This is a genomic window from Ochrobactrum quorumnocens, from assembly GCF_002278035.1.
Lineage (GTDB): Bacteria > Pseudomonadota > Alphaproteobacteria > Rhizobiales > Rhizobiaceae > Brucella > Brucella quorumnocens.
In genome coordinates this window covers 719,391-732,835 of sequence record NZ_CP022604.1, presented here as the reverse complement: position 1 = coordinate 732,835, position 13,445 = coordinate 719,391, and the positions used below count along the sequence as shown (strand labels likewise).

Here is a 13,445-nt window from a genome sequence, read left to right as displayed (position 1 = left end):
TACATTATCACTGTTACAAAGCTCGATGTTGCATCCGCCCCATGCGCGCTTTATCCAATAAATTGGAAGTATCCACCGGAAGCGGACACAAACACATTCCGTTGCAAAATTGTTTCCGATGGACGCAAGTTTACAAAACTCTCCAAATGAGAGTCGGTAGATCAGCATGCAACACGGCCTGGAGGCAATTTCGTGACTAACAAGCAGGACAAGACAGAAAAGCTGGGCATAAACACGCGCTTGACCCGTGATGGGTACGAGCCTCGCGACTATCACGGGTTCGTTAATCCACCCGTCGTGCGCGCTTCCACGGTCCTGTTTCCTGATGCGCAAACCATGGCGACAGGCAATCAAAAATACACTTATGGCACCCGAGGAACGCCAACTAGTGAAGCATTGTGCAAGGCAATCGACGCGCTGGAAGGGTCTGCTGGGACTGTCTGCGTCCCGTCAGGACTGGCCGCTGTCACAATTCCCTTGCTGGCCTTCCTGTCGCCCGGCGACCACGTTCTGTTTGTCGACTCGATCTACAATCCGACCCGCCACTTCGCTGATACGATCTTGAAGCGTATGGGCATTGAGGTTGAATATTACGATCCGGAGATCGGCTCAGGCATTGCCAAGCTTTTGCGCCCCAACACCAAAGTGGTGTTCACGGAATCGCCTGCCTCCAACACGTTCGAAATACAGGACATTCCGGCTATCGTTGACGCGGCTCACAAGGCTGGCGCTATTGTCATGATGGACAATACATGGGCAACACCGCTCTATTTCAAACCGCTGGATTTTGGCGTCGATATCAGTATCCACGCATCCACAAAGTATCCGTCGGGCCATGCCGACATTTTGTTCGGAACTATTTCGGCCAACGAAAAATGCTGGCCGCAGTTGCTAGAAACCCATGGTACGCTTGGTCTGTGTGCGGCGCCTGATGACGCCTATCAGATTCTGCGCGGCTTGCGCACGATGGGCGTTCGTCTCGAACATCATCGCAAAAGCGCGCTAGAGGTTGCGCATTGGCTGGAAAGCCACCCAGCTGTCGATCGTGTGCTGCACCCAGCGCTTGAAAGCCATCCCGGCCATGAACTTTGGAAGCGCGATTTCAAAGGGTCGTCGGGTGTGTTTGCCTTCGTGCTCAAGAGCGGTGGACGCCAAGAGGCCCACGCATTCCTGAATGCGCTCGATATTTTTGGGCTGGGCTATTCGTGGGGCGGATATGAAAGCCTTGCAAATGAAGTCGGTCTGAAAGATCGCACAGTCGCCAAGGGCGATTACCCAGGTCCAGTCGTTCGCCTGCAAATAGGCCTAGAAGATGTTCCTGACCTGATCGCAGATCTTGAAAACGGCTTTGCCGCAATCTGAATAACAAAAGCGCGCCTTATTTGGCGCGCTACAAACGCCGCTGTTACAACGTCGATCTGAGTGCCTCAGATCGACGTTTTGCGTTATAAAGCACGATATCGAACGGGTTCACTTTAAATGCAATATAAGTTATATATAAATATCAAATAATAAAGCTAACAACACTATCCTTTTGCTTCCATTGCTTGCTGAAATATCTATACTCGCTGACTATCGGCAATAAAATTTCGGCTAGTGACAGTGTTATCGCAGAATTTGACTAAAAAACCGGCTATTTTCTTCGCACAGAGTCTAGTAGCACTCTTCTTTCTGACACTCTCTGTGTTCCCCACTGCGGCGCAGGACGCACCTTTACGTCAGGTGAAAGTCGGCGTTTACGTCAGCGAGCCTTTTGTCAGCAAACAGGGCGATACATTCACCGGAATGGCGGTCGACCTCTGGAGCAGTGTAAGCACGCGTCTGGGGTTAGCATCTCAGTTCATCGAATATCCGAACTATAATGCATTGGTGAAGGCTGTCTCGGAGAGCGAAGTTGATGCAGCTGTTACAAACATCACCATCACCGAAAAGCGCGCTGAAGTCGTCGATTTTACCCATCCATGGTTTGATGCAGGCCTGCGGATCATGGTGCATACGCAAGCCGGCAATGGCTGGGAGGATCTGATCGGCGATCTGGAAAATGCCGGCCACCTCGCAACCTATGCTTGGATCGGCATTGTCATTCTGATTGCCACTATTCTGCTAACGCTCTTTGACCGCCGGTTCGACCAAAACTTCCCACGCCGCTGGCTGGAAGGCTTGGCAGAAAGCTTCTATCACGTTGTTTCACTTGCCACTTCAGGCAAAAGCTCTCGTAAGAATCTCTTTGGATGGGCGGGTCGTATTTGGCAGGCGTTCTGGCTTGTATTCGGCATTGCCGTGGTGGCTTATGTAACGTCCTCCGTTACCAGCGTTATGACCGTTGCGCATATCTCCAACAACATCAACAACCTAGCTGATCTACAAAACAAGACTGTGGGTGTGCGTGCGGGCAGTATTGCGGAACAGATGATGGCCGCTCGCTCAATCTCGACAGTGACCTTCGACCACCTACCCGAAGCGGTGACCGCACTGACAAACGATGAAATTTCGGCAATTGTCGGCGACAGCCCGGTGCTAGAATACTATGCACACAAGCATCCAGACGAGCCGGTTGAAATGGTCGGGAATATCTTTAGTCCAGACAAATATGGCTTCGCCTTCCCGCGCCATAGCGACCTTGTAAAGTCCGCTTCCATTGCAATTATCAGCCTTCAGGAAAATGAAGAACTTGCTGCCATCAAGAACAAATACTTTGGTCGTGATGAATAGTTAACAAATAAAAAAGCGACACAACAGTCGCTTTTTTATTGATCTGTGCCATCATCGGCCAGAAACAATATTAGATATAATACCTGATGCTACACTTATCAGAAGATAATCATTATTAACCTTCACCCAGTGATACCCACGCGGTGGCTTGCTCAACTTATATTGCGAGTAATTCTTCACCTGATTACCACGATAGTTTGCAGGCAAGCGATTGCCCTTCTTCCAGCTTTGTTGCTTGCGAACTTCCTGTTTCGGACCACTTTTATGCTGTTGAACCTTCTGTGATTTGCTTTGAGACGAAGGCTGGTGTTGCGCCATCGCGACAGGTGCAGCAAGAAACGAGAATGCGGTTAGCGCGAGAACAATCGGCTTCATCATGGTTTCCTTCTTGAGTTTAAGATGCCAATAGTCCGCCCCGCCAGATGAACGAAACATGAATAGCTTGATTAAAAAAATGTAATGTTTCCGTAGCTGTAAGCTGGGAACAATACATACCCGTTTCACATGCCTAATAAATGCGGTAGGGAACCAGTCAGATTAGTTTCTTCCGATTTGAGGTGCTGAAAGCACCAAAAGGAAATGCCATGATGAACTGGGTTTTCGTGTTGCAGGGTGTTATCGCTATCGGCCTGGCGGGTTTAGCCATTGCCGTCATTCTGCGTCACCGTCGCTGAAGCGTGCGCGACAAACGGACCAACGGGAACTTCTTACCTACCTTCATCGTTTATTAACCAATGGAGTTGTTCAGGGAGAACCCCGATGAGACTTTCTTTCAAAGCAGCAATAGTTGCATTAGGCGTCTTTTCTGCGGGTGCAGCACAGGCTGCTAATGCAATCGTGACAACCAACCTTAATGTCCGCACAGGTCCGGGCACAGGCTATGCTGCACTTGGTAGCATCCCAAGCCGTGCGCCCGTCAACGTGCGAGGCTGCACGTCGGGTTATGGTTGGTGCCAGATCAGCTATGGCGGCTTGTCGGGCTGGGCCTCATCTCGCTATCTCGCAATGCGTGAAGGATCGAGCGGCGGCTATTCAGACGACTTTGGCCGAAACGCAGCACTGATTGGTATTCCACTGATTGCGGGCGTAGCCATTGGCGCCGCGCTCAATGATCGTAATGATCGGTGGGATCGTGACTATTATCGCGGTCGCGGATGGGATCGTGGACGTTGGCACCGTGATCGCAATTGGGACCGTGGACGCGGATGGGATCGGGGCGGTCGACATTGGGATGGTCCGCGTGATCGTGGTCCGAGATTCGTCCCGCGTTCCCGTAGCGGTGACGGACCACACGGCCAGTAAGCCATGAGCACATTCGCTTTGTGTTGTGACAGATCGGTTCAGGATAAATTAGTTTCTGGATCGACTGCAAGGCCTGTTGACTTACGTGCGAAATAAGAACATTTAAAGAACGTTCGCATTTAGAGCGGCTCCACTCAAGACCCTGTCGCCGGAACAGCTCTAATTATTTGTACTTACGCATTATCCTCACGCAAAACCACTTCGCAGTTTTCTGGAAATGCTTCAGAGGTAATATAAGAATTCCATGGCAATCAAATTTACGAGCTCACCCGACCGTCAACCTGAACCCAAAACAGGCAAGGGAAAGGCTTCTAAAAAGAAATCCGCAAATGATGCTGAAATAAATGCGGAGCTAGATCTCGACACCAAGGGAAAGTAAATTAAATGACGGCGGCACGACTTATTGTGGTTGCGGCCTTTGACCGGAACGATGACGGGGAATTAGTTCCTGCTTTTGACCCCATCGCGTTTGAGACCGAGGGCCGCGCTCTGCGCACAGCTCAAGCGCTAGAGGGGAAACATATCGGTATAGTGGCGTGGAGCAGAGAAGCCGATCCCGATATTGGCGAATATGGACCACCTGCCATCATATTTCAGTATGGCGATATTCCTGACATGGAATAAGTGCACTTGATGCTGCCCCTCCCGTCACCCAAGGCGACTTCGCTAGCCTTACCTCAGATACGCTTCACACCACGACCGGCGCCGAAGGCAGCTCAGCACAATAAGTCTTGCATAAGCGCGTCCGAGCATTCGCGGGAATGTGTATATTTGGATGAGTTTCTTTCGAATTGATACGTCGTTTATCAACATTGGTGATACTGTTGCTATCTTGAGCACAATGATCTGAACGGACACCTGTGCAGATCCGGAACCTTCCGCTCATAAGCAAGAAAGTGTTCATCATGGCAAAAGGCCAAGTACGTAGCAATCGTGAAGTGCGGAAACCAAAGAAAGACAAATCAGCGGCAACCGAAACCCCATCCAGCCCATTGGCTGGACGCTTCCCTACGCAAATTAAAGATACCGCAAAAACAAAGAAGTAATTAAAAGTCGCGGTTTGGCACACTGGTCTTTATTGATTTCAGCAGCCAGATACAAAGTTGAGGTAGGCGCTAACGCGCCTCCCCCATTAATCAAAGCCTTGCAAGATGCGCGCTACGTCGAGCCACCAGCAGCCCAACTACTGCGGGCTAGCTTTCCCATCGCTTTAATAATCGAAGCTTTTGATCCGAGCGCGCAGGATACTGACCTAGGCTTAAAAATTTTCTCGTGCCTGTAGCGGCGTGCAATCTCTCATCGCTAGCTTCTGCTCAGTTCTGACCTTAAGCGCTACAGAAAATTGGAACTTTGGGAAATCAATCCGACTAAATCTTTGATTTGATGGCGATCCCGACTGGATTCGAACCAGTGACCTACGGCTTAGAAGGCCGGTGCTCTATCCAGCTGAGCTACGGGACCTCACCATCAGAACCCGGCCTTAACACAATGTGTTGGGCCGGGAAAAGCTGCTACTTCATTATCCTCAAAATCACACTGGATTTAAGGCGAAACATGTAGCGGTTTTAAACTGTTAATGCGTCCAAGGCTGAACGCGGTAGAAGCTGAAATTATCCGAATAAGAAACCTTGCGGCGCTTTGCTTCGTGCGGCTCGATCACGCGATATGCAATGCCATTACGGGTCGCATATTCGATCGCATCTTCGCGGCTGTCAAATGACAGGCGAATCTGGCTCTTCATGTCGCCAGACGATGTGTAGCCCATCAAAGGCTCAACCTTGCGAGCGCTTTCCGGCTCATATTCCAGAAGCCAGTTTTCTGTTTTGGCTTTACCAGACTGCATTGCGGTCTTAGCTGGACGGTAAATACGTGCAACCATTTGAAGAACCTTGATCTATAGTCTTGTGCCCGAAGGCCGATAATTTCAACAAGGCAATAGTTTACACGCTGCACCATGTCAACGCGATAAAGGCACACGCCACAGCAACTCACTGCGACATACTCATCTTGTCAAATTATCTGTAAGAAAAATGGTCGGAGCGAGAGGATTCGAACCTCCGACCCTCTGGTCCCAAACCAGATGCGCTACCAGGCTGCGCTACGCTCCGTGCTTTGTAAGCGGCCTTTTCCTAGTTAATCGCCAGATATAAAGCAAGCGATAAAAACAGCTTTTTCGAATTTTATTCACAGCCTTACGCTTATTTGCAGTTTTCAACGTTAAGCAGAAGGTCAGGAACCAACGACGGGTTCAGGCGTTTCTTTTACATCCTCAAATTTCAGGAGTTTCAGAGTGAATCGCAACGGACTTTATCTGATCATCGGTGCTCTCATCGTCGTCGTGGCAGGTTTTGCTATTTATACCTATCAGGAAGAAACCAAACCATCCGGCATTGAAATGAAAATCGGTGAAGGTGGCGTTTCCATTCAAGAAAACTAATCTTTTAGGATGATTGAAACGGTCAGGCACACCAATAAGTAGGCGACTTAAAACGGTTATAAACATATAAACCGATTAAGATTTCAAACGCTTACCGTTTGTGATGCAACGATTCTGCTCTGCCCATGTTATTTGCGTTGCCACGACAACGGAGGATAGAAATGGATATCCAGACTTCAGATGCACTGTACCGTCGCCACGAAAATGAGTGGGCCGCATTTCGTGATGCAGTTCAGCAAAAAGAGGCCAGCCAGAAAAGCAATGAGCCTGTTTCCGGTGAAGCCTTTTCGGGCAACAAGTCATCCGGCCAGGAATAATCCATTCCATCTACTTTGATTAAACGCCGCTTTCGCGGCGTTTTTTATTGTCCGAACAACGCTATAAAATCTTAAAATCAAGAAAATTCACTTGGGATTTCAAACCCGTCCGCTACTTTCAGCGCATCGGAAAGTTTCATTACGTTAGGATCAGGAAATGTCGGCACAGAAAGTTGCAATCATCACAGCAGGCGGCAGTGGCATGGGGGCTGCATCCGCTTGCAAGCTCGCACAGGATGGCTTTGCCGTCGCAATTCTCTCATCATCAGGCAAAGGTGAAGCACTGGCCAAGGAATTGGGCGGCATCGGCGTGACCGGTTCAAACCAGTCAGCTGACGACCTCAAGAAGCTTGTCGATCTCACGATCGAAAAATGGGGCCGTATCGACACGCTGGTTAACAGTGCCGGCCATGGCCCTCGCGCACCGATTCTCGATATTACAGATGAGGACTGGCACAAGGGGCTCGACACCTATTTCCTGAACGTCGTTCGTCCGAGCCGTCTTGTTGTCCCTATCATGCAACAGCAAAAATCCGGCACGATCATCAATATCTCGACTGCATGGGCTTTTGAGCCAAGCGCGATGTTCCCGACTTCAGCAGTTTTCCGTGCTGGTTTGGCCTCGTTTACAAAAGTCTTCGCCGACACCTATGCGGCAGACAATATCCGTATGAACAATGTTTTGCCGGGCTGGATCGACAGTCTGCCAGCAACAGAAGAACGCCGGGATAGCGTGCCTATGCAGCGCTATGGCAAAAGCGAAGAAATCGCTGCGACGGTTTCATTCCTTGCCTCCGAAGGTGCTGCCTACATCACGGGCCAGAACCTGCGCGTGGATGGCGGCCTCACCCGCTCGGTCTGATAAAAACCCTGGTAACGAAATGCGAAGGAAGACTCGGTAGTGTCTTCCTGTCGCGATTCGGACAGGGGACATGAAAAATGGCGCCACGGAAACGGAGTTCCCGCCCGACAAAACGCTCAACCGGGCGTTCTACCGGGCGCAAGAACAGTTCAGGTTCATCAGCACCAATTCTGGCGCTTGGCGCTATTTTGGGATTGGGTGCGTTTAGCCTGTGGGCAACGGCTCAACATAAAAGCCCGCAAGCAGCATTGACCGCCTTGTTCCAGCGCACTGTCCCGACAACCACTTCGTCTGCTCCTGCCAAGGTTGAAGCCAGACAACCTGCCGAGAAGGCAGTGGTCGAAAAGAAGTCGCAAAGCAGAGATTATGCTGGCGCGGTGGGTCCTGTGCCACGCCCGGCCGCATTGGTAGCGCCGGCACCGGCCAAGCCTGTGCAGCAAGCCGCAATTGAGGTTTCAAAGCCCGCAATCGCGACGCAGAAAGTGGCTCCACCGCCGCCTCCCCCTGCATCCGCACGCGCATTGCCGATGCCACCGCGCGGCACCAATACGGCCGCTCATTCTCCATCGGTGATTTATGCCAAGGCAAAACTCACCATTCACAAGAATGCATGGGATCGCTCACCGGCTATCGGTACAGTCGAAAAGGGGCGCGAAATGCGCTCCTACGGTAAGACCGGCAAGTGGCATCGTGTGGTCGTGCCTTCAACCAACATCATTGGCTGGGTCCATGAAGATCAGTTGCTCGGTGGCCGTAACAAGCCCGACAGCGCACAGATGATGACCACCGGCTCGATTGCCAAGAAGACGCAAGCACCAACTCCAGCGGCACCTGTCGTGCAGAAGGCGCGCATTCAGCCGCCAATGGCCGTTGGACAGAAAAACTAGATTTTCTGTGCGGCTGTTGCCATGGCTGCGATTTGCGGATCACCCGGCAGATAGTCAAAGCCAATTGCGAGCAGCGACGAGGTATCGGCGACCATGTCGCCGAACAGCTGCTCATAAAGCGTCTGTCTGCCCACAAGCGTCAGCAAAACCTTCATAAGAAAGGCTGGCACCGGCAGCAACCGTGACGGACGGCCCATTGCTTTGCGGGCTTTTGAGACAAGTTCGCGGGTTGAGCGGGGTTCTGGCTCGGCAAGATGGAAAATTTGGCCTGAAACCTGATCTTTTTTTGCATTGACGAGAAACACCAATGCACGCGCCACATTTTCCAGCGAGACAAAACTGCGCCGGTTGTCGGCCAAACCAAAGGGAAGCGGTAGTCCTGTGTCGCAAAGCTTCATTAAAGCGCGCAGATTGGCCCGTGCATCTGGGCCATAAACGAGTACCGGACGCGCAATAACCACCTCAATGCCACGCATCGCAAGCAATGCTGCTTCGGCCGTTGCTTTGGCATGGCCGTAATCATCACGCGGTGAAAACGGCATATCCGGCATTAACGGCGATGGATTGCCTGCAATCGTGTAGATTGTTGAGACAAAGATAAAACGGCGTACACCGGCCTGTCTGGCTTGTTCCGCAAGCTCGACTGTCAGGCGATGATTGACAGTGTCAAACTCATCCGCCTGTGGTCGTTCAGCGCCTGTGCGATGCGCAAGTGCAGCGCAATGAATGACCGCATCAACGCCATCAAAGTGTGGCGCCAAAAGCGCATTGCGTGAAAGAGCGAGGGTTTCGTGTCCATTGCCGACCAGCTCGCGCAGAACAGCGCTTCCGATAAATCCGCTGGCTCCGGTGACGGCTATCTTCATCCCTCACCGTGGCCGGCTTCTGACAAGACCTGTGCCGCAAGCGTGCGGGTTATACGAGTCTTCTGTTCAAGAGCCGCGCGGTCAAGGCGATCCACAATCTGGATTGCAGACAAAAGTGAGCGTTCGATCCGACTCACCAAATAGCTGACCACATGTGGCTCAACGCTGATCTGTCGGTCGGCGAAAAGCTTGTGAATGACACCACCGAGCAGCATGTCGTCGGGTTCCGCAATCTCGACAACTGTTGCCGCCTTAAGGCGCGATGCCAGATCAGGGAGCTTGACCTTCCAGTTTGCAGGCAAGAGACGCGAGGTCATCAGAAGCGAAGGTCCGGGCCCAAGAGCGGCATTCTGACGAACACTGTTGATGAGATGAAACAGGCCCGTTTCGTCAAAACGCGCACCACCGATATTATCAATCAGCACAGGATATTCGGCGGCACCATGCACCACACTCTCGCTGATAGATTTAGGGTCAGCCAACAACGCGCCTGTTGCTGCGCGCCAGACTTCTGCGAGATGTGTTTTACCCGCACCCGTTGGTCCGGCAAGGATCACAACCGGGGCAACCCAGTTCGGCCAGCGATCAATCAAATCCACAGCCGCACGGTTTGACCCCGTGAGGATAATGTCTTCGCGGTGATAACCGGGCTGATGCTCAAGAGCGAGCGGAATCTGACGCGGCGCGTCACTCATCGCTGCCTCCAGAATGTCTGGCTCCTGAAAATCTGGCCCGGTTACGCATCAATTTCATTTCTCTTTGCCTGTATTCTCGCCAGCCTCGATCAGCGGCCCTGCATCGGAATGAGGGCGCTTATAGACCGGGTCGTACATCGGAGAATGGAGATAGCGATTCAGTGCAAACCGCACAAGCACCCCGACAGCCGCAGCAGCTGGCACTGCGACCAGCATCCCAGTGAAGCCAAACAGAGAACCGAAAGCGAACAGAGCAAACATCAGCCAGACAGGATGAAGGCCTACAGACGAGCCGACGAGCTTCGGCTGGAGGATATTTCCCTCGACAAACTGGCCCAGGAAAAACACCGCGGCAACAGCCACGATCATGACCCAATCAGGCCAGAACTGAACGAGCGCAACACCGATTGCGAGTGTCAGACCGACGAAGGACCCGATATAAGGAATGAAGCTGATAAGGCCTGCGAAAAAGCCAATAAGCAGGCCGAAATTAAGCCCCGTCAGGGTCAGGCCGATAGCATAATAGGTGCCGAGAATGAGGCACAACGTGCCCTGCCCGCGCACAAAGCCAGCCACTGCTGCATCCATGTCGCGCGCAATGCCGCGGACGGTGTAAAGTTGCCGACGCGGAACCCATGAATCGATGCGGTCAACCATGCGATCCCAGTCGAGCAGCATGTAGAATGCAACCACCGGCGTAACTATGAAAAGACCCGCAATATCAATGAGAGATTTCCCCGAATTCCACAGGGACTGGAGCAATGTGGAGAGGAAACCGGCGCCTTGTTGCAGCAACGTGCTGAGATTTTCTTGAATGACAGAGCTATCGATACCGATATAGCGCTTCAGCCAACCGGAATTTTCGTTGGCCATCAGAGCCTGAAGCTGCGAGATGTAATCCGGCAGTTTGGAGATGAAATCCGCGAGCTGTGTTGCCAGAATCGGGATGATAATCATCAGCCCTATGACCAGGATCATCAGAAAGATGAGCAGAATGACAATTGTTGCGGCCAGTCGTGATAACCCTAACCGCTCCAGCCTGTCGGCCACAGGATCAAGGAAGTAGGCCAGCGCCATACCCGCTACGAATGGCAGCAAAACTGGGCTGAAAACCACAAGAAACAGTAGGAATATCGCAACGGTACAGGTCCAGAACATGGCCTGACGGCGGACGACAGAACCGGTAAAGCCGCCCACTTCCACATTCACGTGAATATCGCCATCGCGTGCCACAGCCTCTGACTGCTGTATCGTCTTACTCGTCGTGTCACGCACAGGCGCTGGTTTCTTGGCCATATTGATCCATTCTCTGCAAAGATATTTCCCGCGTCTCAACTATAATATGACGATGTTACTATTCTCGTAAGCGCAGGCAGATAAAGATAGTTAGATCGTCGCAAAAAGATTGCAATGATTATGAGTGAGCCGCTCGCCGTGCATAGACAGGTTACACTAAATCCACACCACCCAAAATTTCGGCAGATTCCTACGCTGTTTTGCGCTTTTCCAGCCTCTCGGCCTTGCAGGACAAGCAATCTCATGTCATTGCGCCGGTAAATATTCCCCAAAAGGGGCACAGCCCCGTTTCAGGCCAGTTTCAGGAGCAGGTGATGACCACTGAGAATAACCCCGCCAAGAAAAATGGACTGACTTATGCGGAAGCTGGTGTCGATATCGATGCAGGCAACCTGATGGTCGACAAGATCAAGCCGCTTGTCCGCTCCACGCGCCGTCCGGGTGCTGATGGTGAAATTGGTGGTTTCGGTGGTCTGTTCGATCTCAAGGCTGCAGGCTTTACCGACCCTGTTCTTGTTGCGGCTAATGATGGCGTTGGCACCAAGCTCAAAATTGCTATCGATGCGGACAAGCATGACACGGTCGGCATCGACCTTGTGGCCATGTGCGTGAACGATCTCGTCGTTCAGGGTGCGGAGCCGCTTTTCTTCCTCGACTATTTCGCAACTGGCAAGCTGTCGCCTGATCAAGGTGTGGCTATCGTTTCCGGCATTGCGGAAGGTTGTCTTCAGGCTGGTTGCGCGTTGATCGGTGGTGAAACCGCTGAAATGCCCGGCATGTATCGCGATGGCGATTACGATCTGGCCGGTTTTGCGGTTGGTGCTGCAGAACGCAATCGTCTTCTGCCACGCGGCGATATCTCCGAGGGCGACGTCATTCTCGGCCTTTCCTCGTCAGGTGTCCATTCCAACGGCTTCTCGCTGGTGCGTCGCATTGTTGAAATGTCCGGCCTTGGCTGGAAATCCGATGCACCATTCCAGTCTGGAGCAACGCTTGGCGAAGCTCTGCTAGAGCCTACCCGCATCTATGTGAAGTCACTACTGGCTGCAATCCGCGCTTCGGATGGCATCAAGGCCCTGGCACACATCACTGGCGGTGGCTTCCCGGATAACATTCCACGTGTTCTGCCGGACGGTCTTGCTGCAGAAATCGATCTCAACGCAATCAAGATGCCAGCCGTGTTCTCCTGGCTTGCCAAGACCGGCGGTGTTGAGCCACTCGAAATGCTGCGCACTTTCAACTGCGGCGTCGGCATGATTGCGGTTGTCATGCCTGACAAGGTTGATGAAGTGGTAGCTAGCCTCGCCGCCGAAGGCGAAAACGTCGTTACGCTCGGCCGCATGGTTAAGCGCGAAGGTGAAGGCGTTGTCTATCAGGGTACACTGGCACTATGAGCCACAAGCGGGTCGTTATTTTCATCTCGGGCGGCGGCTCCAATATGGAGGCGCTGATTCGAGCTGCTCAAACACCCGATTTTCCGGCTGAAATTGTTTCAGTCTTTTCCGATAAGTCTGATGCTGGCGGCCTGGCGAAAGCACAAGCCGCTGGTATCGTAACGCAAGTTTTCGTCCGCAAGGAATATGCCTCGAAGGATGCACATGAAGATGCAATCCTTGAAGCTCTTGCGCTACTTAACCCGGATATCATTTGCCTTGCGGGCTATATGCGGCTTCTGTCCGGTAAATTCATTGCACCCTACGAGGGGCGTATCCTCAATATTCACCCTTCTCTGCTGCCGCTGTTTCCCGGCCTGCACACGCATCAGCGTGCGCTTGATGCTGGCATGAAACTAGCAGGCTGCACCGTGCATCTGGTAACGGAAGGTATGGATGAAGGGCCTATTCTGGCACAGGCTGCCGTTCCGATTATTGACGGCGATACTGAAGACAGCCTCGCCGCACGCGTGCTGAAAGCAGAACACAAAATATACGCAGATGCGCTCAAAAAGTTTGCTGGTGGCGAGCTGAAAACTGGATTGTCACTCGATGCAATGGTGATCAGCGCCTGAGCCTAAACAGATGATTAAGCGCGACAAATTCATCACACCCGAATTTTTTCGTTAACAAAACTT

General features: G+C 52.1%; 15 protein-coding genes and 2 tRNA genes. 10 read left to right on the top strand and 7 right to left on the bottom strand.

Going from position 1 to position 13,445, the window contains the following annotated elements; all coding sequences use genetic code 11:
- The first annotated feature begins 192 nt into the window (after positions 1–192).
- A complete protein-coding gene (locus CES85_RS12985; protein WP_095446368.1) occupies positions 193–1,362 on the top strand; it encodes a cystathionine beta-lyase in 1,170 nt (389 codons plus the stop codon).
- A gap of 255 nt (positions 1,363–1,617) precedes the next feature.
- Positions 1,618–2,712, top strand: a complete 1,095-nt coding sequence (locus CES85_RS12980; RefSeq protein WP_095446367.1) for a transporter substrate-binding domain-containing protein — start codon at positions 1,618–1,620, stop codon at positions 2,710–2,712.
- 51 nt (positions 2,713–2,763) lie between these two features.
- Here CES85_RS12980 and CES85_RS12975 read toward each other — a convergent pair whose 3' ends face one another.
- On the bottom strand, positions 2,764–3,090 hold the full coding sequence (locus CES85_RS12975; protein WP_244923282.1) for an RcnB family protein: 327 nt from the start codon (positions 3,088–3,090) through the stop codon (positions 2,764–2,766).
- A gap of 381 nt (positions 3,091–3,471) precedes the next feature.
- On the opposite strand from CES85_RS12975, the gene CES85_RS12970 reads away from it, so the two are divergent.
- Entirely contained in the window at positions 3,472–4,014 is a 543-nt protein-coding gene (locus tag CES85_RS12970; protein ID WP_095446366.1) for an SH3 domain-containing protein, read from the top strand.
- A 384-nt stretch (positions 4,015–4,398) separates the two neighbouring features.
- Positions 4,399–4,638 (top strand): hypothetical protein, encoded by a 240-nt coding sequence (locus CES85_RS12965; protein WP_095446365.1) that lies wholly within the window; start codon positions 4,399–4,401, stop codon positions 4,636–4,638.
- A gap of 760 nt (positions 4,639–5,398) precedes the next feature.
- Here the strand turns inward: CES85_RS12965 and CES85_RS12960 are convergent.
- The 3 genes from CES85_RS12960 to CES85_RS12950 all read right to left on the bottom strand — a co-directional run bounded on the left by CES85_RS12960 (position 5,399) and on the right by CES85_RS12950 (position 6,122).
- Positions 5,399–5,475: transfer RNA gene (locus CES85_RS12960), tRNA-Arg, on the bottom strand.
- A 112-nt stretch (positions 5,476–5,587) separates the two neighbouring features.
- Positions 5,588–5,893: an ETC complex I subunit gene (locus tag CES85_RS12955; protein WP_024897387.1), complete on the bottom strand. Its 306-nt coding sequence runs from the start codon at positions 5,891–5,893 to the stop codon at positions 5,588–5,590.
- A gap of 152 nt (positions 5,894–6,045) precedes the next feature.
- A tRNA-Pro gene (locus tag CES85_RS12950) sits at positions 6,046–6,122 on the bottom strand.
- Between the two features lie 182 nt (positions 6,123–6,304).
- Here CES85_RS12950 and CES85_RS27435 point away from each other — a divergent pair.
- The 4 genes from CES85_RS27435 (at position 6,305) to CES85_RS12930 (ending at position 8,517) form a co-directional block, all read left to right on the top strand.
- A complete protein-coding gene (locus CES85_RS27435) occupies positions 6,305–6,451 on the top strand; it encodes a hypothetical protein (protein WP_095446364.1) in 147 nt (48 codons plus the stop codon).
- Between the two features lie 161 nt (positions 6,452–6,612).
- Positions 6,613–6,768: a hypothetical protein gene (locus tag CES85_RS27430; protein WP_167388292.1), complete on the top strand. Its 156-nt coding sequence runs from the start codon at positions 6,613–6,615 to the stop codon at positions 6,766–6,768.
- 157 nt (positions 6,769–6,925) lie between these two features.
- Positions 6,926–7,630, top strand: coding sequence for an SDR family oxidoreductase (locus tag CES85_RS12940; RefSeq protein ID WP_095446363.1), 705 nt, complete (start codon positions 6,926–6,928; stop codon positions 7,628–7,630).
- A 77-nt stretch (positions 7,631–7,707) separates the two neighbouring features.
- Positions 7,708–8,517 carry a hypothetical protein gene (locus tag CES85_RS12930; RefSeq protein WP_095446362.1) on the top strand — a complete coding sequence of 270 codons (810 nt, stop codon included), beginning with the start codon at positions 7,708–7,710 and terminating at the stop codon, positions 8,515–8,517.
- Here CES85_RS12930 and CES85_RS12925 read toward each other — a convergent pair.
- Genes CES85_RS12925 through CES85_RS12915 form a run of 3 tightly spaced genes read right to left on the bottom strand, consistent with a single transcriptional unit; the run spans position 8,514 to position 11,374 of the window.
- A complete protein-coding gene (locus CES85_RS12925) occupies positions 8,514–9,383 on the bottom strand; it encodes an NAD-dependent epimerase/dehydratase family protein (RefSeq protein WP_095446361.1) in 870 nt (289 codons plus the stop codon). The two genes, CES85_RS12930 and CES85_RS12925, sit on opposite strands and share 4 nt — an antisense overlap.
- Positions 9,380–10,090, bottom strand: a complete 711-nt coding sequence (hdaA, locus tag CES85_RS12920) for a DnaA regulatory inactivator HdaA (protein ID WP_208636308.1) — start codon at positions 10,088–10,090, stop codon at positions 9,380–9,382. Before hdaA ends, CES85_RS12925 begins: the two co-directional genes overlap by 4 nt.
- 42 nt (positions 10,091–10,132) lie before the next feature.
- Positions 10,133–11,374, bottom strand: a complete 1,242-nt coding sequence (locus CES85_RS12915) for an AI-2E family transporter (protein ID WP_191793040.1) — start codon at positions 11,372–11,374, stop codon at positions 10,133–10,135.
- A gap of 314 nt (positions 11,375–11,688) precedes the next feature.
- Between CES85_RS12915 and purM the strand changes: the two genes are divergently transcribed.
- Positions 11,689–12,768: a phosphoribosylformylglycinamidine cyclo-ligase gene (gene purM / locus CES85_RS12910; protein WP_095446359.1), complete on the top strand. Its 1,080-nt coding sequence runs from the start codon at positions 11,689–11,691 to the stop codon at positions 12,766–12,768.
- A complete protein-coding gene (gene purN / locus CES85_RS12905; RefSeq protein ID WP_095446358.1) occupies positions 12,765–13,382 on the top strand; it encodes a phosphoribosylglycinamide formyltransferase in 618 nt (205 codons plus the stop codon). Before purM ends, purN begins: the two co-directional genes overlap by 4 nt.
- Positions 13,383–13,445: the final 63 nt, after the last annotated feature.